Genomic DNA, 21,396 nt, shown 5'->3' on the forward strand with positions numbered 1-21,396 from the left:
TACTTATACAATGAGCTGGGAAATCGGAGGTGAAGGCATGCTGCTTGAGGTGTACACCCAGTCCATAGATGCGACTGGATTATATAGTGTTTATTTGGCCCTGCTGTTGAGCATGTCAATTTCCGCCTTCTGGATTGTTAGTGATACCTATTTCAGTGAATCCTATGTAGTCAATATTAAATTCAAACCATCAGTTTCTGAAACAGCTTTTAAAAATCAAGCTGAACTAGGATTGAGAATCCAGCTGCTGAGACTTAAACGAATAAAAATAAAAATAGATCCTGGTGATGAAGATCATTCATTTTTCTCTCTTATTTACTGACAAAGATCAATATCAGGAGGAGAAAAATGAAAAAACTTTACACAATGATTTTATTACTATTTACCCCAATGTTTTTAGCAGGATGCCAGTCAATGACCAATGATGGCTCTTTCTTTCAGTCAACATTTGTCAACCCATTCGGATGGCTGATTCACGTTTTTGCCGGCCTTACTGGTGGGAGTTTTGGATTGGCGATTATTTTCATTACCTTAATGATAAGGTTAATCTTAATGCCACTTATGCTGAAGCAATATAAAAACCAGCAGAATATGAAAGAAAAAATGGAAGTCCTTAAACCAGAGATGGATCAGATTCAGAAAAAGATAAAAAGTACAAAGGATTCCGCTGAGCAAAAGAAATTACAGCAGGAAATGATGGGGTTGTACCAGAAGCATGGTGTTAATCCTCTATCTGTTGGCTGCCTGCCAATGCTGATACAAATGCCTATATTAATGGGACTTTACTATGCAATAAAAAGTTCTTCTGAAATTGCAAGCCATTCATTCCTATGGTTCAACCTTGGACATTCAGATATATGGATTACTGTTGCAGCGGGATTGATATACTATTTGCAATTCAAAGTCTCTCAATCGAATATGACAATGGAGCAGCAAAAGCAAATGAAGTTCATGGGGCTGATTTCACCAATTATGATCGTCATGTTCTCTTTGAACGCCCCATCTGCCCTTCCACTTTATTGGACAGTTGGCGGGATATTACTCATTGCACAAAATTTGCTGGCAAGGAAGATGTACGGCGGACAAAAAAGCCTAATCAAAGTTGAACAACAAATATAATCGTATCTACAAAAGCCAGGGACATGGTTTCCCTGGCTTTTTCATTTTGCTGGCAAGTTTTAACCTAACTTTTGATTTCCCAAATCACCAATATTTTTCTTCACTTACACTCATGCAAAGGCTTCGCACCCTGAAATAAGACATTAAGCGGTATATCCGAGCTGTTTACCTTGAACTATTGGAGACTCATATTTTCAAGGTAGCCTTCCAGAAGAATTTTATAGTTGACATTTATTTTTACAGGAAGCTATACTTTGAGATAATGATATTGAAAGGAATGGTAAAGAGCCGATGAAGTACTAATCTTATTTTCTGCCCGATTTTTCGAATATGAAAAACGTGTTGCCCGGAAATAGGATTAGTCTGCCCATTTTACCATTCCATATCGGTTTATATGCCAGCTTAAGCATGCTGTTATATACAGTATCATGCTTTATTTTGTGTATAGTAAATCTTATGCGAATGTTTTGCAGACCTCCAGGGTAACTATAGGGAGGTTTTTTTGATGGATAAAATACTCACCTTTAATTAACAAGGCAAAAAAGAAAGGTGGAGTTTTTATGACATTGTTGAAAATAAGAGGTATTCAGAAGAGCTTTAATGACAGAACGATCATCAAAAACGCAGAATTTGAAATCAAGGAAGGCAGCCGGATTGGACTTGTCGGAAACAATGGCTCTGGCAAAACAACGTTAGCTCATATTATTAATGGAAATTACTTGCCAGATGCCGGGTTTATTGAAACCTTCGGCAGAACGATAAACATTGGATATCTTAAACAATCAACAGAATATACAGTCAATGAGTTTGATGAAGCCCTCTCAAATTCAGAGTCTAACCTATTTATGCACTCGAGCCATCTGGGACTTAACAAACTCTTGGAATGGGATGAAACTCAGCTGGCGAATTTGAGTGGGGGTGAAAAATTAAAGCTCTCACTCGCACGAGTATGGGCGGATAGACCAGAATTGCTTATACTTGATGAACCAACAAACCACTTGGATCTGCATGGCACTGAATGGCTAATTAAGGAATTGGCTGCGTTTAAAGGATCAGTCATCATTATATCTCACGATCGGTATTTCCTTGACCGGACAATTAATGAGGTCATTGAAATTGAAGATGGAGTAACCAAATGGTTTAATGGTAACTATTCTGCTTACCACGCGGAAAAACAAAGGCTTTATGAGGTTCAGCTTCACCAATACGTAACACAGCAAAAATATAAAGAGCAAATTCAACAGCAGATTGCCAATTTGAAAAATTGGTCAGAAAAAGCCCATAAGGATTCTACCAAGCAAGGCAGCAGTTCAGAAAGAAGACAAATCGGCTTTAAGGAGTACCATCGTGTTAAAGCAAAAAAAATGGATATTCAGATTAAATCCAAGATGAAACGATTGAATCAAGAGCTTGCAAAAAACGAAGTTCAACAGCCAAAACAAGCAGCTAGGGTTAACTTTCAATTCCAAGAAAGCAAGAAACGCGGAAAAAGGATATTAGAAGCATCAGGACTGGAGAAATGGTTTGGAAATCGTTGCTTATTTAAAGAGAGTCATTTTTATATGAACTATAGGGAAAGAATGGCGATTATCGGTGTAAACGGAAGCGGAAAAACTACACTTATAAAAATGCTCCTTGGTGAAGCGGAAGCAACCTCGGGTAATATTTGGTTAAGCGAATCGGTAGGGATTGGATACCTGACCCAGGATGTTTCGGACCTCCCTTCTGCAAAAACAGTGTTAGAATACACCGGATTAACTGACCGCAATGAACTTAGCAAGGCCAGGACCATTTTTGCTAACATTGGCTTGACCGAGGAAAAGCTTACTGTCCCAATCGGCAGTTTAAGCCTCGGAGAACGAACTCGAATAAAACTGGTCTTGATGCTCATGAATGATATTGATCTACTGATCCTTGATGAACCGACAAATCATCTTGATTTAGCCAGCAGGGAAAGTTTGGAGAAGACTTTGATGGAATTTCCGGGCTCGATGCTAATTGTTTCGCACGATGTTTATTTCCTAAATAAAATCAGCGAAAAGCTCCTCATAATCGATGGTGAGAAGATTATCAGAAAAGAAACAGGCTTAAAGGAATACAACCAGCCTGCCCCTTCTTTTTCCAGTGATATAGAAAGAGAAGAACAGCTGATGGTCCTTCAAAACGATATTACAGCAATTATTGGCAGGCTTTCTTTTATGAGTAAGGATGATCCTGAGTATAAAGAGCTAGACCAAAAACTCTCCTTATTGATGATGAAGAGAAAAACGTATACACAGAAAGAAGGGTAACCCAATATACAACGCCCTTTACACAAGAGCTCTTCTGCAGCATAAAGTTTTAGCTTAACGAAATATAGGGATATGAATGATAACAAGAGTGCTTTATTTTTCAAGAGTGCAGCAAGGATCAATTTTTTTCGGCACATCGGCAATTTACCGATGTGCCTTTTGGTGCTTATTCCGTTCTTTATCCTGGCTAAATTCTCTTCATCATATCCTGTAATAAAGATTTCACCATTGGCCACTCCTCTTTAATGATACTAAAAACAACAGTGTCTCTTACATAACCACCAGAAATTATCCGATGTTTACGAAGCACGCCTTCCTTTTTCGCGCCAAGACGGGCAATTGCAGTTTGGGAACGAAAATTCCTTGAATCCGTGTTAAATTGGACACGATTCCTATCCATCTCCTCGAAAGCGTATTGAAGCATCAGGAATTTTGTTTCCGTATTCACCCTAGTCCTCCAATAATCTGGATGATACCAGGTCCAACCGATTTCCAGGCTTTTATGAGATTCTGACAGATCTAGATAACGCGAGCTTCCAATGATCTTGCCGCTTTCATTATCTAAAACCACGAAAGGGATCTGCGTACCTTTTTCTCTTTCCCCAGTTGCTGCTTCGATTGTAAGCTTCATATCTTCCCTGCTCTTAATTTTCGAAGATGTATATTCCCATATTTCCTGAGCATTAGCAGCATTCCATAAATCATCCAACTGCTCCATTTCCATTGGCACCAATGTAACTGTTGGACCCTCAAGGCTGATATGCTTTTTCATTTTCCTTCACTCCTCAAATAAATCTATATTACTTAATCATATCACTGACGGATTATGACGGGAACTTTATTCTATAAATGTGGTGTTTCCGCATGATTATTGATTTTCGTAAAAAGGCTTCTTCACGCAACTTAATTATTTTCGGCTCTTTTAAAAGTCAGAAGTTGGACTTTTTCATAATTTTTCCGGTAGAAAGCGAGCATCCTTTTGTTCCAGTGAACAATACTCTAAAAGCAACAATTGTTACGAAAACAGCCTAATTTTTTTGAAGACTAGCTTTACGAAAAATTCATTATAAGGGATGCAAGAGCAACAATGTTTTACGAAAAAACTAAAAAAGGACTGCCGCATTAATATTGCAGCAGTCCTCCTATTATTTGATTTCTTCAAAATACTCTTTGTAGTAACCGCCGACTTTACCAGAGTTATCTACAATGAAATAAAATTCTTCTGTTTCATTTTTAACATCATACACTTTACCAGTTGTGAGCTTGTTATTAACAATGTATTTTTTTGCATCTGTATGAACGCATTTTAGTTTTTTGTTCGTTTCGCGTTCGTGCCAGTTCTGGTGAATCATTTGCTGCCACTTCCTTTACTTTGTCTAATACCCTCTAGTATAAAGAATAGGCAATCTATTTAGCAATAGTTAGCTTGCATTAGCTTCTTCACCCGCGAGTTGGAACCCGCGTATTTCTGATCGATCAAATGTAAGAGTTTCACCCGTGATCACATTTTTCAAAGTTATATAACAAACATCACAAATGATATCTTTGCGAATATACTGTAAAAATGAAAAGCGCTCGTTTTTATAAATCAGCTCATAAAATCCTTTTGTGGTAAATCCATTCATGTTAATCTCCTCTTTCCAGGATGTTTTCATCTTGGTGTTGGCTGTGTCTTTATATACCACCAATAATACTCGTATTAAACATCCCGGTAAAAAAAGGATTAAAAATATTAGAGGCTGTTGGTCGGCAATATCAAATCTTCACCTTCATTTTTTGCTGAATTTATCGCCGCTGATACTTCATAACAATCCATCAATTCTGCCTGATAAGGGACAAGCAATTTCTTTAGTTCATCCGTCTTGTCCATGGAGCGGTCAAGCCACATTTCCATCTTGTCTTCAGGAAGGATCACTGGCATTCTGTCATGTACGCTTCTCGTTACATCATTTGGTGTAGTAGTGATGATCGTGCAGGAAGTAATCTTTTTTCCGTTTTTACTCCAGTTTTCCCAAAGCCCAGCCAAGGCAAATGCCTTTTTGTCTTTCATCCCAAACCGGAAAGGCTGTTTCTGGTTTCCTTCTTTTTTCCACTCGTAAAAACCATCGGTTAGAATTAGACAGCGCCTTTTTTTTAGGGCATTTTTGAAGCTTGCCTTTTCATCAACTGTTTCAGCGCGAGCGTTAATCATCTTATAGCCGATTTTTTCATCATCAGCCCAAAACGGAATAAAGCCCCATCTCATTTTCACTCCTTCCCTGCGTTCTCCATTATGGAAAACGGTCAAAATATCCTGTCCGGGGGCAATGTTATATCGAGGGTCGAGATCCCCATAATATTCAAAGTTAAACTGTTCTTGCAACGAATCAATGGATTCAAACAATGAAAACCTTCCACACATAATCGTTCCCTCCATCATTACCTTCATTTTTTTATTATAATTCCCTTCCATATGAGGAAGTAACATCCCTTCTAATTCGAAAAAAAAACTCTAACTTTTTTGTATGAGTACAGAATCATGCGTATGAATTTATATTCCCAAGCAATATCCGACTGTTAAATAGAGCAAAAAAATAAGCCAGTGATCCTTGTAGAACCACCGGCTTAATTATATATTTGTCGTATCCATTTTCTTTTTCGGCTTCATTCTCAAGGCTAAATTTATTGCAACCAGTATAGGAATAAGCGAAGCAATCGTGAAGCCAAGTGCATAGGCTGGGATGCTTTCAATTAGGACCCTCTCGCTGATGCTCATACCAATGAAGCTTATCCCGATACCGTCACCATCTACGTGATTGATGACAGTCCAAAGTTCAATCCCTTTTTCCAAGAATAATATACTTAAGATTGACAGTAAGAACACTATCAGCCATTTCATTCGAGCATACCCCCCTAGTCGTGCATCGTACTTTAAAATGCCAGTGTATACACTATATTATAGGGAGTAATATTGATAAATAATATATCAGCAGTACAGTTGTAACAAAACGTTCAAATTGATATATTTTATTTCGTAATTTCATAAGAAAAATTTCCAAATCAAATAGACAGCATTTCTGCTGCCTGTATCAATACTTAAAGAATTTTATACCTTCTTAAGCTCCTCGACCACTTCCATAGCCTGCTCCCTAAGCTTGAACTTTTGTATTTTCCCAGAAGCTGTCATCGGATAGCTTTGGGTGAACTCTAAATATCTTGGAATCTTATGCTTTGAAATTTTTCCTGTGCAGTATTCTTTAATTTCAGAGGCGCTTGCCGATTCGCCTTCTTTTAAAATAATCCAGGCCATGACTTCCTCACCATATACGCTATCCGGAATGCCTACAACCTGCACATCCAGGACCTTAGGGTGTGTGTAAAGGAATTCTTCAATTTCTCGAGGATAAATATTTTCTCCTCCCCTAATGATCATGTCCTTCAATCTTCCCGTGATCCTACAGTAGCCGTTTTCATCCATGACAGCTAAATCTCCGGTATGAAGCCATCCTTCTTCATCGATCGCCTCTCTAGTAGCATCAGGATTCTTATAATATCCCTCCATAACAAGATATCCGCGTGTGCAAAGCTCTCCCTGGACTCCCCGTGGCACTTCTTCAGTTGTGCCTGGCTTAACAATCTTTGCTTCAACATGTGGCAAAGCCTTGCCGACTGTCTCCACTCTCAATTCGAGAGGATCGTTTGTTCTTGTCTGGGTTATGACTGGAGACGATTCGGTTTGTCCATAAGCAATTGTTATTTCTGTTGCTCCCATTTTTTCATTAACTGCTTTCATTACTTCTATAGGGCAATTAGATCCTGCCATTATACCTGTTCTTAACGATGACAGATTGTATTTATTAAAGTCATTGTCATTTAATTCTGCGATGAACATGGTCGGTACGCCATGCAATGCTGTACATTTTTCTTTTTCTACTGTTTCAAGAACGACTTTTGGATTGAATTCCTGAACTGGTACCATTGTTGCTCCTACTGTGGCACAGGCAAGTGTTCCCATCACACAGCCAAAGCAATGGAAAAATGGCACTGGAATGCAGAGTCGGTCTTGATCTGTCAGTTTCATAGCTAATGCTACATTATAAGCGTTATTGACAATATTACGGTGAGTCAGCATTACACCTTTAGGAAAACCAGTTGTCCCGGAAGTGTATTGCATATTAATTACGTCGCTTTGTTTAAGCGTTCCCATCCTTCTGTCGAGCTCATCTTCTGAAACGCCATCCGCCATGTCCAGGATATCCTGCCAGCTGAAAGTTCCTGGAAAACGTTTATCTCCCATCACAATAACATTTTTCAGGAATGGAAGTCTGCTGCTATCAAGCATGCCTGGCTCACTTGTTCTAAGCTCTGGAACAATTTCATACAACATATCAATATATGAAGCATCTTTAAATTGTTCCATTAAAATGATTGTAGTAGAATCGGATTGCTTTAAAAGGTACTCAAGCTCAGCAGTCCGATAATTGGTGTTTACAGTTACAAGAACTGCGCCCATTTTCCCAGTGGCAAACTGGGTTACTACCCATTCTGGTGTATTAGAGGACCAAACTGATACATTTTCTCCCTTTTGCACACCTAACTTCATCAGTCCTCTTGCCGCTTTCCTGCATAGACTGTTGAATTCTTCATAACTCATCCTAAGGTTTCGGTCAGCATAAACAACAGCTTCATGATCAGGATAGGTTTTGGCCTGAACCTCTAATAATTCACCCACAGTGTATGGCAGCAAACTTTCCATCGTTCAACCTCCTAATTAAGTTAATTATGTAAACGTTTACCATAAACTATAACATACATGTTTGAATATTCGATATTTTTAAAATATATTCCTTCCACTTTCCTAAAATCCATAAAAAAAAGCAGGGATTTTTCCTGCTTCGAATCAATTATCATGCCTTTGACCCCTAAAAAATAGTCGGATCGTTGTTGGGCGCTGAGGACTTTTTGAACTTCATTAAAATAATTTTGAAATCAAGTAAATGACTCCTGCCAGGAGCCATACGTACGTAGCTGGTCATATTGGAGGAAAGCCGGAAAACTTGCCTGGTTCCTCTTCACCTGTACGCTTTGGTCCGATGCCTCAGGACCCGCCTGCACATTGTTTATTTTTAGACTCTTCTTCCATCACTTTCACCTCACTAATTTTTAAGGTCTACACCACCATTTATGAAGATAGATTTAAAAAGAGGAAAGCATTGCTCTCCTCTTATCTTAACTCTTAGTGTGTGTGGTGAACTGCGCAGCGATTTGGCCCGATTTCCAGTTCCATCGCTTCATCTGCAGTAACTTCTTTAACCCCGCGGTTGATTGCGACAATATCTTCAAAGTTTGGAGGTGTATCACTCGATGCCGATTGTGCAACATGGTCGACAAATTCTTCAATTGTTTTGCCTTCCATCATTTCATTTTGATTTCGTATCAACCCTAATTGACTTCCAATAAAACAATCAGCATTGACTTCACCATCGAAGTCAGCGTAATGTCCCGGCAATACGATCACATCATCAGCAATTTGAGAAACCTTGCTATATACAGTTTCGTATAGGTCTTCTGCCCATTCTGCTGCCTTACCGCCTAAATCAGGGCGGCCGAGACCGTTTACGAAAATAGTATCTCCTGAGAAAAGAAGCTTATTATTTACAAAAAACGAAACACTACCAGGGGTATGTCCAGGAGTCTTTAATGCCAATACTTCAAGAGAGATGTGATCAAATTCAATTTTATCATGTTGCTCTAAAGCTTCAAAGTCAAATACTGCGCCTTCACTCTTCATAAGGTAATATTTTGCCCCTGTCAATTCAGCTAGCTGCTTTCCGCCAGATAAGTGATCGGCGTGCAAATGTGAATCAACAATGTGTGTAATTTTTACGTTTTCTCTTTCAGCAACTGCAGTATAACGTTCTGTGAATCTTGAAGGATCAACAACGAGTGCTTCATTTTCGGATAAAACCATATATGATAAGCAGCCCTTGCCAACACGGATGAATTGCAATACCTTGATTTGTTCATCCTTAAAAACTTCGACAGGATATAAATATTCACTCCATGATTTCATTCCACCTGAAAGATAGGAAACGTCGAATGCTGCTTCAGAAAGCATTTCAGCCACCATTACGGATGAGCCTTCCTTTGCGCAAATGACAACTATATCCTTATCCTTTGGAAGCTGGTTAACGACTTCTTCCACACCATCAATCAATTCGAAATATGGAATATTTAAATACTGAATGTTTTCTCCTTCAACCTTCCAGTCTTCAAAATCCTTTTCATTTCGCACATCAAATATAAAGAATTCTTTCTGGTTAACAACCCACTCATTTAATTTTCCAGCTGTAATTGCTTGCATACCCATTGATATTCCTCCCAGAATAGCTTTTATTTTATTTTTTGCAACAGGTATTCATCCCCCGATAAAATACCATTATGGGTATATAATAAATCGTTGATAGTTAAAATGCAAGCTTTTTTTATTAATAATGTGGCTATGATGGATTATATATTTAGGATTTTTTTATAGGCTATGTTAAAGGTATATGTTGATTTTTAGCACCTGTGATTGAAGCGGAGGGCACTCGATTCCTCTGAAAATGCTAACGTATTTCCATCGTGCGTGGGCAGATTCGAGGAAGCTTTTCATAGTCCTGCGGAATCAGCGGCCAAGGTGAGACCAAGGTGAAATGATCCAGTGGATCATTTGCACCCCGCAGGAGCAAAGCGACGAGGAGGCTCACCTGACGCCCAAAGAAGAATTCGGTCTTTGAAAAAGCCGGCAGTAGGGCTTTTTCATAATTCTTCCCACGGAAAGCGAGTGCCTGGAGCGGAAATTAACAGTCTAATTTTATAGAGCCTTTTTTACAAAAATTCACATGAAAAATTTACTAAAAAAAATCTTAATAATGGGTTTTCAAATCCTTAATAAACCTTTACAATAAATGAAACTATATATATAGTTTGAAAATTCAATCCATTCTCACCGAGGAGGAATGCAAATGAAAATTATGAGCAATGAACAATTGGTGGTCTCGTATCGTGATGCATTAAAGTCGGAAAGTGATAAAGAATGGGCAAAGATTTTAAAAGTAGAAATTTCCAAAAGAGGTCTGAAACCGTTTAAGAACCGTTGATTGAAACTTGAAGCCAATAGAAAAAAATCACTGCCGTGTGTCCACGGCAGTGATTTTTTATTATCCTTGCAAAAGCAATGATTCTGGATCTTCCATCAAATCTTTTATTCGTTTTAAAAATGTTACCGCTTCTTTACCGTCAACGATTCTGTGGTCATATGACAATGCAATATACATCATTGGCCTGTTTTCCATTCTTTCTTTATCAATCGCTACAGGGCGCAGCTGGATCGTATGCATGCCAAGGATTCCAACCTGAGGTCCATTAATGATTGGTGTTGAAAGCAGAGAACCGAAAACGCCTCCATTCGTGATTGTAAATGTTCCTCCCTGGAGATCTTTTAAAGAGAGTTTGTTTGTCCGCGCTTTTTCAGCTAATTCGTTTATATCTCTCTCGATTTCAGCAAAATTCTTTCTGTCAGCGTCCCTGATTACTGGAACAACTAAACCTTCATCCGCAGCGACAGCAACACCGATATCATAAAACTTTTTCAGGACAATTTCGTCTCCCTGAATCTCAGCATTTAAATATGGTGTTTTCTTGAGGGCAGCCACGACTGCCTTTGTGAAGAATGACATAAAACCTAAGCGCACATCATTTTCTTCATAAAAACGGTCCTTCCATTTCTTCCGTAATTCCATGACAGCAGTCATGTCCACCTCATTGAAAGTAGTCAGCATCGCAGCAGTTTGCTGAACCTCAACCAGTCTATTTGCAATTGTCTGGCGCCTTCTTGACATTTTAATTCTTTGCACAGATTTACCATCTTCGGAATTCCCTGTTACTGATGGTTTTACATTTTCCGCCTTCTTTATTTCGGGTTTCTGTTCAACAGTTTGTCCTGCTTTATAGGAATCCACATCCTGTTTCCTGACTCTTCCAAGTGGATCTTTAGGATGAACCTGACTTAAATCAATTCCTTTTTCCCTTGCTAGCTTTCTTGCAGCCGGTGAAGCAATGATTCTTTCACTAACTCCGTCAGCTGCTTCTCTTTCATGGCTATCTGCAGCTTTGTCACTTTGTGCACCTTCAGATGTACCTTCGCTTCTGACAGCAGATTCATCCGGAGATTCTGCTTGCTTTCCTGTTTCAGCCTTTTCGCTATCATTCAGCTGCTGCTCACTAGCCATGCTGCCTGGTTCACTCACAACTGCGATTGTCTCCCCAACCTTAACCGTGTCCCCTTCTTCAGCCAGGAGATCAGTCAAAACGCCATCATAATCTGAGATGATTTCTACATTAACCTTATCTGTTTCTAATTCAACAACATATTCACCTTTTTGGACTTGATCACCCTTCTTTTTCAGCCACTGGGCAATCGTTCCCTCGGAAATTGATTCTGCTAATTCAGGAACTTTAATGTCTGCCATTTTCAATTCCTCCTCCATTCGTCCTTGTCAATGCATCGTTCACAATTCTTGCCTGCTCTAGCTTATGAATATTTGGATCCCCTTCAGCAGGACTGGAACGTCTTCTGCGCCCTAAATAAGAAACATCTATTCCCTTTGGAGCTGCCTCGTTAATCCTTGGTTCAACAAATGTCCAAGCTCCCATATTTTTTGGTTCTTCTTGGACCCAGATAATCTCTTCAAGATTTGGGTAGAGTTTAAGTTTTTCTCTTAGCGAATCCAGTGGGAAAGGATATATTTCTTCTATTCTTAATACATGCAGCCAATTATGATTTGCTGAATCAATTTTCTCAGCAATATCAATGCTTACTTTGCCAGTGCACAATACGACTCTCGTGATCTGGTTAGGATTTCCTCCAAGCCCCGGCTGTTCATAAATGGACATAAAGCTGCCTTCACTTAATTGCTCTGGAGAAGCTGCAACTAATGGGTTTCTGAGCAAACTCTTTGGAGTCATCAAGACAAGCGGACGAACTGCTTCTTGCCTTAAAATAGCAGCCTGCCTCCTCAGAATATGAAAATACTGTGCTGCAGAAGAAAGGTTTGCAACAGTCCAGTTATTCTCCGCTGCAAGCGTTAAAAAGCGTTCTACTCTGCCGCTTGAGTGTTCAGGACCCTGCCCTTCATATCCATGTGGCAGCAGCATAACAAGCCCTGACTTTTGTCCCCATTTGGCCCTGCCAGCTGCTACAAATTGATCAAATAGTACCTGAGCCGCATTCGCAAAATCACCATATTGTGCTTCCCATAGGACAAGCGTTTCAGGAGCAAAGACATTATAGCCATACTCAAAACCGACAACCGCTGCTTCTGATAAAGGACTATTGTGAATCGAAAAGGATGCCTTTGCTTCAGGTAGATTATGGAGCGGTGAAAATTGCTCTCCGGTTTCACTATCATGTAAAACTAGATTTCTATGGGCGAACGTTCCTCGTTCAGAATCCTGGCCTGTCAGCCTTACCGGTGTTCCATCTTCTAAAATAGAAGCATATGCTAAAGTTTCTGCAAGGCCCCAATCAATTTTTCCTTTTTCAGAAAAAGCATCTTTTCGACGCTGTAAAATTTTCTCCAGCTTGTTAAAGACATTAAATCCTTGCGGCCATTTCAGCAGTTCATCATTTATTTTTCTTAACGAATCCAATGGCACGCTTGTATCAATCTGCGGAATTCCCATTTCAATCACTTCAGGAATATCAGGCTCAGCATGGACTTCCTTCTCTTTTTTCGGAACTTTTTCATATGCTTCAGACAGCTTAGCTGAGATACTTTTCTCAATATCTGAGTATCTCTGTTCTGTCAAAACACCTTCCTGTAAAAGTTTATTACCATAAAGTGTTTTAACTGTGTGGTGATTGTTAACAAGCTTATACATAGCAGGGTTTGTCGTCATCGGCTCATCCATTTCGTTGTGTCCGAAACGGCGATAACCAATCAAATCGATTAAAAAGTCCTTACCGAACGTTGCTCGATATTCAAAGGCTAGGCGTGCTGCCATTAAACATGCTTCTGGATCGTCAGCGTTTACATGGATGATTGGAATTTCGTATCCTTTTGCAAGATCACTAGCATAACGTGTAGATCGGGAGTCCATAGATTCTGTTGTAAAACCAATCGTATTATTGGCAATTACATGTATGGTTCCTCCTGTTTTGTAACCATTCAAGCGGCTTAAATTTAACGTTTCGGCGACAATTCCTTGTCCTGGAAACGCTGCATCACCATGGATAAGGATTGCAAGTGCTTTTACAGGATCATATTTTGCATAACCTCGTAGTCTCCGGTCATCTTGGGCAGCTCTCGTAAATCCTTCAACTACTGCACCTGCAAATTCAAGGTGGCTTGGATTATTAGCCAGAGTCAGCCTTGCATTTGCAATACTTTCTGATTTTATTTTACGGTCAAGTCCGAGATGGTATTTAACATCACCAGTCCAGCCAAAATTGATTCCAATCGAACCCTCTGATGGGACTAGCTCCTTATTCGGGGCATGCTGAAACTCTGCAAAGATCATCTCATATGGCTTTCCTAATACATGAGCAAGAACATTAAGCCTGCCACGGTGTGCCATTCCGATGTTGATGGTTTCCACCCCATTGTTAACTGCATCAGCTACTACTTCGTCAAGCAATGGCACCATTGCATCCAAGCCTTCAATCGAAAATCTCTTCTGTCCTACAAATGTACGGTGCAGGTACTTTTCAAAGTTCTCCACTTCTGTTAAACGCTCAAACAGGCCGATTTTTCTGTTGTTTTCAAGCTTTGGTATTAATTGTCCCGATTCAACCTTCTGCCTTAACCAATCTTTTTCAGCCATTTCATTAACATGATTGAATTCATAGGCGATTGTGTTTGAATATACTTTTCTTAAGTGATTGAATGCTTCTTTTCCATCTTTAATAGCTGAGGGTGCATTTGGACTTATAAGACCTACAGGAATTTTCAGCAAATCAGATTCTGTTATACCCCATTTTTCCAGATCATTTAGCTTTGTATCGCCAGTATTAAAATGCAAAGGATAAATCTTTGCATATAAATGTCCGTATGATCGGATATAATCAGCATATCTTAGGGCACTTGCAATTTTCTCGGGTGAAATCGCTTCATTACCTGACGTGATAGATATAGATGATTTTGATGAATGAGCGGACGCTCGGTTAACATGCTGCTCAAAGTATTCTCTTATTTCCGATTCTACCGATGTGGGATCTTCCAGGAACATTTCATATAGTTCCTCAACATATCCCTGGTTAGGACCATAAAATCCTGGCCATTCTGATCCATTGCCGGCAATTGGCTTCGTCAAAATAAAACCCCCTTACCAAATCTAAAGTCTTTTTTTATGCGCTTTCCATACGAAAACAGCGTTTAATTATCTGTTACCCTGAGAAATCAAAAAATAACGGTAAATTCCAAGAATCATATTATTATTCAGATTATAAAACGGTTACATTGTTATTTTAACATGATACTTTTATTTAACCAAAGGTTTTGACTATAATAATAGTGGAAACTTCCCCTTTAATTTTTATTATAGTAAAAAAGTTTCATGAGGGGTATTTTGACAAATAAAAAAACCGGTTAAACCGGTTTTAGTATTTTAAAGGCTCATTAAAGTCACATACATGTTTTTAGGGGCAAATAAATTGTTTCGTTTTTCAATTTGGTTTGCTTCAATCATATCGCTTGAATCCACAGGCAATTCCGTATGACCGCACGTAATGCACTTTTGAAATCTTGTTCCAGCATTGAAAATATTAACACCGTCATTTATAGTGAATCCAACATTCTCTTCATGAAGTGAAAAACGGTGATAGCAATTCTTTGATTCGCTCATACTTCATCCTCCTGTTTCGTTATTCTCTCCCTTAAATATATATTTAATATTCCGAATTTTAAGTGATGAAAGACATTAATAAAGGGAAAGCATCATTAAATGCTCTCCCTTTTACATAACCTTTTTTTGACGATTCTAAACCGCTCTCGAATCAGAAAATCTTATTTGCAAGGTCTTTTCCAGATCTGCTATTGCAGCTGGATCGTCCCCATCAAGTTCTATAAATGGACCATTGTACTCCTGCAGCGCATGTTCATATCTCGGGTCATAATAGTGTACAAGGAGAATTTCGATTAATTCCCTATATTCCCGATTATTTAACGCATATTCAAGTGAGGCAGCAATATCCTGTTTCTTAATTCTTTTAAGAAGCTTTGATACTTTTTCATTTACTTCGTTCTCAAACCATTCCATTTCCTTGAATGGCAACACGTACTCATTAAAAATTCGTTCAACTCTTTTTTGGATTGAACTCTTGATTAGGAAGTGGATTCCATTTACCTTTTTTTCCACAAGTTCATCAGGCTGGGCGGCACGGCCGATTCTTTTGCTTTCTGCCTCAATTATGAAATATCCTGAGCCTTTTATATCATTTAGCCGATCGAACAGAAGCGCATCGAAGGTCTTTTGATTATGGCCCTCTCCCATGCCAATCATCCCAAAAATTGAACCACGGTGATTAGCCATTTTTTCCAAATCAACTACTGGAAAGCCTTTTTTCTGTAGAGCGTGTAAAATTTCCGTTTTTCCCGTTCCAGTCATGCCATGCAATACAACTGCTTTTTCCGGGAGCAGTTTAGGGGTTTGTTCTAAAATATATTCCCTGTAGGCTTTGTATCCGCCCTCAAGACGGACTGAGGGAATCCCTGCGTATTCCAAGAATGAGGCAACAGACCGGCTTCTCATTCCGCCTCTCCAGCAATGAATCACTGGTTCAGCGCCTGTTTTCTTTAGATCCTTTATATCACTTAGCAATTGGGGCAATTTCGGTGAAACGATTTCCATTGCTCGCCACTTTGCAGCTTCTTCACCTGATTGCTTATAGATCGTTCCTATTTCTTTTCTTTCTTCATTAGAAAACAATGGAATATTGACCGACCCAGGAATGGCTGATTCATGGTGTTCAATCGGCGCCCTGACATCTACTGGGATATATTGATTCGAGTTTATTAATTCTTGTACTGATATGTCCTTCATTTTTCCGCTTGACCTCCATGGTCGAAAAGTGAAAACCGCCATCTTATTATTTTATCTAAAAAAGGCCAGATTTTCACTCTTAATAACTTGTATTCTCTTTATCCTACCATATTTGATGCAGAATTAAAAAAAAGACCACATAGCATCAAGCATGCGGTCCACACGGGAACTCCTTGCCAATCAAAGTGCTGATGGCACGGCAGAAGTCTTTCCATTCCTTTGGGAAAGAATCAACTCCGCCACTTTCATACTTATTTCCCCTAGTTTCAAGTTTTACAGACCAGGTTGTTCCGTCAACAATAATCCCCTCTGCCTGGTAATCGTCCTGCCATTCCCAGCAATTAAATGAGTATAGCTGCTTCTTGAAGTACTCCACACTTCCTGGCTGGGGAGCATTAAAAGAACCTTGGGACAGAAAATCCAAATGCCATTCAAAATAGGTGAAACTATTCCTTTTAAAATCGACTTTTATTCTCCGCTCGGGACCCGGATATCCATGCAGCAAGACAGTCAGCATTACAGGCTCTCGTTCAGGCCTTATTGATACGATGCCATCCTTCAGCGAAAATATCTCTTTATTTTTACTTATCAGCGATTTTATATATGCCTGCTCAACAACTTGCTCGTCTTTGCGCAAGTAACTTGTTGCCTGTTCACTCATTTCCTTACAAATAACTGGAATTGTTGCAGTCCCTTTCTTTACTAAAATATCGAGAATCGCTTCATATATTTTCATCACGTTCATCTTCCTTTTTGAACAAAGTACTAAGAACTAAATATTTTGTCATTTCATCTCTCAAATATGCCTCTTTTTTATTTCCGATTTCCTTTAAATAAAGTATATACAGCAATCACACTTTTTTACTGTAACAAATCTTACTGTTCAATAAAATATTCCTTCCTGCTTTAACAAAAAAACCAGCTGTTATTCTCTTGAGCTTCATCAGAACAACTCAATACAGGTTTTCCCTCTTGAATTGTTCTCATAAGCTTCACCATAACGCACTGCGCGTAGGATAGTTTATAAGACCACTTCTCGAAAACCGAACTTCATAGTGGGAATAAAACAGACAACCTTAACAGAGTTTTTGACAAAAAAAGACCAAGGTTTGCGGAAAACGACAGCACTTGTTTTATCTTGTCTTATCCTGCGCTTTCCCGAGAAATAATTTTTAAAAATAACTGAATATTACTACAAAAAAATTTTTTTTAGATTCATTACAAGGAAGAAAGTGTATCGGCAACAAAAGGTTTTAAAATTAGTAAAAAAGGAATAAATGTTAAAGGCTATTTTTCAGATTAAGCCCTTCCTTCATATTCTGCAACAGCTTGCTATGTTAACCATTACTTTGGATTTCCCCTCCAGGCACTGTAGAACCGTTTTTTTAAAATTTGGCTGTGTTAACATCATTGTTGATTTTTTAAGCTCTGTTGATTGTAGTGGAAGGCGCGTAGACTCCTCCGAAAATGCTAACGCATTTCCATCGTGCGTGGGTCCATTCGAGGAAGCTATTCAGTGTCCTGCGGGCTCAGCTGGACAGGTGAGACCCCGCAGGAGCTTGCGACGAGGAGGCTCACCGCCAGCCCCGCGGAAAGCGAAGCGCCTGGAACGGAAATCAACAGCTAAGTTTAACACAGCCTTAAATTTAAACTAACCTAGCACGGAAAAAGGCATGATACTAAACATACAGGAGTGTACACAATGATCGATTCAATGGCGAAGCAATTTGAAAAACCTAAAGGCTTACTTGGCAAGCTTGCTGGAACAATCATGTACTTTGAGAACCGTAAAATAAATAGATGGAGTATTCAGAAGCTGCAGATTCAAAAAAGAGACCGTATTCTTGAGATAGGTTACGGTCCAGGATACGGAATCAAAACAATGCTAAAAGAATTCCCTTTAATTGAGGTAGATGGCATTGACCTATCAGAAAAAATGCTAGAGGAAGCATCAAAAAGAAACCAGAAATGGATCCAAACTGGAAAGTTAAAACTTGCAACGGGTGATGTAGTCAATTTCCAGCCGGGACATCATTACACCAAAGTACTCTCTGTTAATAACTATCCATTATGGGATCAGCCTCTTCAATCTTTAAAGCACATTCATACATTAATTGACAGAGGGGGAAAAATCGTCCTCACGGTCCAACCTAGAGAAGAAGGTTCAACAGATAACACCACTAGACAGCTTGGTGAGAAAATCAAGCAGGACTTGCTTCAATCCGGTTTCAAGAATCCTGTAGTTTCGTATAAAAAAGTTATGCCTGTCCTCACAGTATGTGTTACAGCAGAAAAGGAATAGCCGCTGTCCTCGGATAGCGGCTATCGTTTTTATATATTCACTATTTCAGCAGAATGGATTAAATTTTGAATTTCTTCATATTTCCCTTGTTCAAAAAGATCAATCACTTTACTGCCAACGATTACCCCATCGCAATGCTTGCACACTTCTTGTATCTGTTCTTTATTAGATACTCCGAATCCCGCCAGAACAGGAACAGAACTTAGGCTTTTAACTGTTTTTAGGAATCCAGCAAGATCATTGCTGAATTCATTCCTTGTACCGGTAGTTCCTGTCACTGTAACAGCATATATAAATCCTGCAGACTTTCCAGCAATTTCCCTTATTCTTTCTACTGGTGTAGTCAAGGTCACCAATCTAATAAGGGTGAGATTTTCTTTCTCCAGATAGGGCACAATCAATCCTTCCTCTTCAATCGGCAGATCAGGAATAATACAGCCGGCGACGCCTGATATTTCAGCATCTTTGGCAAATTGTTCATAGCCATAAGCGATGAGCGGATTTAAATAGGTCATCAGGATGAGCGGAACAGTTACTTCATCGTTAAATTCTTTAAGAGCACCCAGGACTTTCTTTAATGTCGTTCCTTCCTTCAATGCACGGATGCCTGCTCTTTGGATGATCGGCCCATCCGCAACAGGGTCAGAAAACGGAATGCCTACTTCAATTGCATCAGCTCCGCTATCCTGTAAAAACAACAATTTCTCCCTTAGGCTTTTCAGGCCGCCATCGCCCGCCATAATATAAGGTACAAATATTTTTTTCCCTTTATTAGTAAGCGCTGTTTGAATTTTATTCATTACTCACTCCCCCTGTTCGATCTTTAATAGTATGAACGTCTTTATCACCGCGGCCTGACAAACAAACAACCAGGCTCTCTTTTTCACTCATATCACCCGCGAGCTTTACAGCGTATGCCACGGCATGCGCACTTTCAAGGGCAGGAATGATTCCTTCAAGTCTAGATAATAGTTTGAATGCCATAAGAGCTTCTTCATCTGTGACCGCCTCGTACTTGACTCTGTTTATGTCATGCAAATAGCTATGTTCCGGCCCTATTCCTGGATAATCCAAACCAGCCGATATAGAGTGAGCTTCTTGTATTTGCCCATCTTCATCCTGCAAGAGATACATCATTGCACCATGCAGTACACCAGGATTACCTTTTGCAAGCGAGGCAGCATGTTTGTCAGTGTTTAGTCCCAACCCAGCTGCCTCCACGCCAAAGATCTTGACCTTTTCATCTTTTATAAAAGGATAAAACATTCCTATTGAGTTACTGCCACCGCCAATACATGCTACCAGCGCATCCGGCAGCTTTCCTTCTCGCTCAAAAAACTGCTGTCGTGTTTCCCTTCCAATTACACTCTGAAAATCACGAACCATCATCGGGAATGGATGCGGACCCATCACAGAACCTAGGATGTAATGGGTGTCCCGGACGTTTGACACCCAATAGCGCAGCGCTTCATTCACAGCATCCTTCAAAGTTCCGCTGCCTGCGTCCACGCTCACAACTTTGGCCCCAAGCAGCTCCATCCTAAAAACGTTTAGCTGCTGACGCTTAATATCCTCTTTCCCCATGAAAATCACACATTCAAGATTCATCAATGCACAGACTGTCGCAGTAGCTACCCCATGTTGTCCAGCTCCTGTTTCAGCGACAATTTTTCTCTTGCCCATTCTTACAGCTAATAATGCCTGACCAACGGTGTTATTAATCTTATGGGCTCCTGTATGGTTCAGGTCTTCCCTTTTTAGATAGATTTTTGCCCCTCCAGCATGTTTGGTGAGGTTTTCAGCAAAAAATAGCGGAGTCTCCCTTCCGACATAATCTCTCATTAGCTGATCCAATTCGACACGAAAACTCTCATCTTCTTTCGCCCGATTGTATTCTTCTTCTAGTTCTAACACCGCCTGCATCAGCGTCTCAGGAACAAATCTTCCTCCATATTTTCCAAAATGGCCTTTTTCATCTGGCATTCTATACGTGCTTGTCTCCATACCTTATTCCTCCTCTGTTTGTTTTGCTTTATATATAAAATTTCGTATTTTTGATAAATCTTTTTGTCCATCCGTTTCCACACCACTGCTTACATCGACCATAAAAGGCTGGATTTTATTAATAGCCACTTGAACATTTTCAGCATCAAGGCCTCCTGCAAGGATTAAATTTTGCCGGGACGCTCCTATCCCTTCGGCCAGATCCCATTCGAAGCTCATCCCATTTCCTCCATGAAATTTTTCGGGCGGGCTGTCCAGCAGCACAAACTCTGCCTTTAATGTTTTAATACTTGTTAATTCCTCGCCTGATGAAACTGAAATAGACCTAATAATCGGGAAATCGATATTTTCATAAGCCTCCATTTTCTCTTCACCGTGAAGCTGAATATGTGTCAGACCTGCTGTCTTTGCTATTTGCACGATTGTTTCAGCTTCCTCATTCACAAATACTCCTACTTTCCAGACAGCTGCCGGAAGCTCTTTAATTATTTCCTTTGCTTCCAAAGGAGTGATTTTTCTTTTACTTTTGGCGAAAACGAACCCTATAGCATCCGCTCCATGTTCTACAGCATATTTAGCTGGTTCTAGACTTTTTATGCCGCAGATCTTCACCTTCAT

The 21,396-nt window shown here is 39.6% G+C and carries 20 protein-coding genes; 5 read left to right on the forward strand and 15 right to left on the reverse strand.

Annotated elements, in window-relative coordinates; genetic code table 11:
* Window positions 1–10 precede the first annotated feature (10 nt).
* From V7654_RS11010 to abc-f, 3 genes are all read left to right on the forward strand, one after another.
* Window positions 11–322, forward strand: a complete 312-nt coding sequence (locus tag V7654_RS11010; RefSeq protein ID WP_335430378.1) for a hypothetical protein — start codon at window positions 11–13, stop codon at window positions 320–322.
* A gap of 26 nt (window positions 323–348) precedes the next feature.
* Window positions 349–1,119, forward strand: coding sequence for a membrane protein insertase YidC (yidC, locus tag V7654_RS11015; protein ID WP_335430379.1), 771 nt, complete (start codon window positions 349–351; stop codon window positions 1,117–1,119).
* Between the two features lie 560 nt (window positions 1,120–1,679).
* Window positions 1,680–3,410, forward strand: coding sequence for a ribosomal protection-like ABC-F family protein (abc-f, locus tag V7654_RS11020; protein ID WP_335430380.1), 1,731 nt, complete (start codon window positions 1,680–1,682; stop codon window positions 3,408–3,410).
* A 187-nt stretch (window positions 3,411–3,597) separates the two neighbouring features.
* On the opposite strand, the gene V7654_RS11025 is transcribed toward abc-f, so the two are convergent.
* From V7654_RS11025 to V7654_RS11055, 7 genes are all read right to left on the reverse strand, one after another.
* Window positions 3,598–4,182 carry a GNAT family N-acetyltransferase gene (locus V7654_RS11025; RefSeq protein ID WP_335430381.1) on the reverse strand — a complete coding sequence of 195 codons (585 nt, stop codon included), beginning with the start codon at window positions 4,180–4,182 and terminating at the stop codon, window positions 3,598–3,600.
* 373 nt (window positions 4,183–4,555) lie between these two features.
* A complete protein-coding gene (locus V7654_RS11030; RefSeq protein WP_335430382.1) occupies window positions 4,556–4,762 on the reverse strand; it encodes a DUF6501 family protein in 207 nt (68 codons plus the stop codon).
* Window positions 4,763–4,831: 69 nt separating this feature from the next.
* Complete coding sequence (locus V7654_RS11035; RefSeq protein WP_335430383.1) at window positions 4,832–5,035, reverse strand: hypothetical protein; 204 nt, start codon at window positions 5,033–5,035, stop codon at window positions 4,832–4,834.
* A gap of 107 nt (window positions 5,036–5,142) precedes the next feature.
* Window positions 5,143–5,838 (reverse strand): SOS response-associated peptidase, encoded by a 696-nt coding sequence (locus V7654_RS11040; protein ID WP_335430384.1) that lies wholly within the window; start codon window positions 5,836–5,838, stop codon window positions 5,143–5,145.
* Window positions 5,839–6,018: 180 nt separating this feature from the next.
* Complete coding sequence (locus V7654_RS11045) at window positions 6,019–6,288, reverse strand: hypothetical protein (protein ID WP_335430385.1); 270 nt, start codon at window positions 6,286–6,288, stop codon at window positions 6,019–6,021.
* 207 nt (window positions 6,289–6,495) lie between these two features.
* On the reverse strand, window positions 6,496–8,136 hold the full coding sequence (locus V7654_RS11050; protein ID WP_335430481.1) for an AMP-binding protein: 1,641 nt from the start codon (window positions 8,134–8,136) through the stop codon (window positions 6,496–6,498).
* A gap of 489 nt (window positions 8,137–8,625) precedes the next feature.
* Entirely contained in the window at window positions 8,626–9,759 is a 1,134-nt protein-coding gene (locus tag V7654_RS11055) for an MBL fold metallo-hydrolase (RefSeq protein ID WP_335430386.1), read from the reverse strand.
* 637 nt (window positions 9,760–10,396) lie between these two features.
* Between V7654_RS11055 and sda the strand changes: the two genes are divergently transcribed.
* On the forward strand, window positions 10,397–10,531 hold the full coding sequence (sda, locus tag V7654_RS11060; RefSeq protein WP_207499553.1) for a sporulation histidine kinase inhibitor Sda: 135 nt from the start codon (window positions 10,397–10,399) through the stop codon (window positions 10,529–10,531).
* 60 nt (window positions 10,532–10,591) lie between these two features.
* Here the strand turns inward: sda and odhB are convergent, their stop codons facing one another.
* The 5 genes from odhB to V7654_RS11085 form a co-directional block, all read right to left on the reverse strand.
* A complete protein-coding gene (odhB, locus tag V7654_RS11065; RefSeq protein WP_335430387.1) occupies window positions 10,592–11,902 on the reverse strand; it encodes a 2-oxoglutarate dehydrogenase complex dihydrolipoyllysine-residue succinyltransferase in 1,311 nt (436 codons plus the stop codon).
* Window positions 11,889–14,744 (reverse strand): 2-oxoglutarate dehydrogenase E1 component, encoded by a 2,856-nt coding sequence (gene sucA / locus V7654_RS11070; RefSeq protein WP_335430388.1) that lies wholly within the window; start codon window positions 14,742–14,744, stop codon window positions 11,889–11,891. Before sucA ends, odhB begins: the two co-directional genes overlap by 14 nt.
* A 294-nt stretch (window positions 14,745–15,038) precedes the next feature.
* Window positions 15,039–15,275, reverse strand: coding sequence for a hypothetical protein (locus V7654_RS11075; RefSeq protein ID WP_335430389.1), 237 nt, complete (start codon window positions 15,273–15,275; stop codon window positions 15,039–15,041).
* A gap of 135 nt (window positions 15,276–15,410) precedes the next feature.
* The gene (gene mnmH, locus V7654_RS11080; protein WP_335430390.1) at window positions 15,411–16,472 is read right to left on the reverse strand and encodes a tRNA 2-selenouridine(34) synthase MnmH; all 1,062 of its coding nucleotides are present in this window, start codon (window positions 16,470–16,472) and stop codon (window positions 15,411–15,413) included.
* Window positions 16,473–16,617: 145 nt separating this feature from the next.
* Window positions 16,618–17,208 carry a hypothetical protein gene (locus tag V7654_RS11085; protein ID WP_335430391.1) on the reverse strand — a complete coding sequence of 197 codons (591 nt, stop codon included), beginning with the start codon at window positions 17,206–17,208 and terminating at the stop codon, window positions 16,618–16,620.
* 966 nt (window positions 17,209–18,174) lie between these two features.
* Between V7654_RS11085 and V7654_RS11090 the strand changes: the two genes are divergently transcribed.
* The gene (locus tag V7654_RS11090) at window positions 18,175–18,774 is read left to right on the forward strand and encodes a methyltransferase domain-containing protein (protein ID WP_335430392.1); all 600 of its coding nucleotides are present in this window, start codon (window positions 18,175–18,177) and stop codon (window positions 18,772–18,774) included.
* 29 nt (window positions 18,775–18,803) lie between these two features.
* Here the strand turns inward: V7654_RS11090 and trpA are convergent, their stop codons facing one another.
* Genes trpA through V7654_RS11105 form a run of 3 tightly spaced genes read right to left on the reverse strand, consistent with a single transcriptional unit; the run spans window position 18,804 to window position 21,396 of the window.
* Window positions 18,804–19,574: a tryptophan synthase subunit alpha gene (trpA, locus tag V7654_RS11095; RefSeq protein ID WP_335430393.1), complete on the reverse strand. Its 771-nt coding sequence runs from the start codon at window positions 19,572–19,574 to the stop codon at window positions 18,804–18,806.
* On the reverse strand, window positions 19,567–20,778 hold the full coding sequence (gene trpB, locus V7654_RS11100; RefSeq protein ID WP_335430394.1) for a tryptophan synthase subunit beta: 1,212 nt from the start codon (window positions 20,776–20,778) through the stop codon (window positions 19,567–19,569). The genes trpA and trpB overlap by 8 nt, the downstream gene beginning before the upstream one ends.
* Before the next feature lie 3 nt (window positions 20,779–20,781).
* Entirely contained in the window at window positions 20,782–21,396 is a 615-nt protein-coding gene (locus tag V7654_RS11105; RefSeq protein ID WP_335430395.1) for a phosphoribosylanthranilate isomerase, read from the reverse strand.

This window comes from Bacillus sp. JJ1609 (genome assembly GCF_036967045.1).
Classification (GTDB): Bacteria; Bacillota; Bacilli; order Bacillales; family Cytobacillaceae; genus Mesobacillus.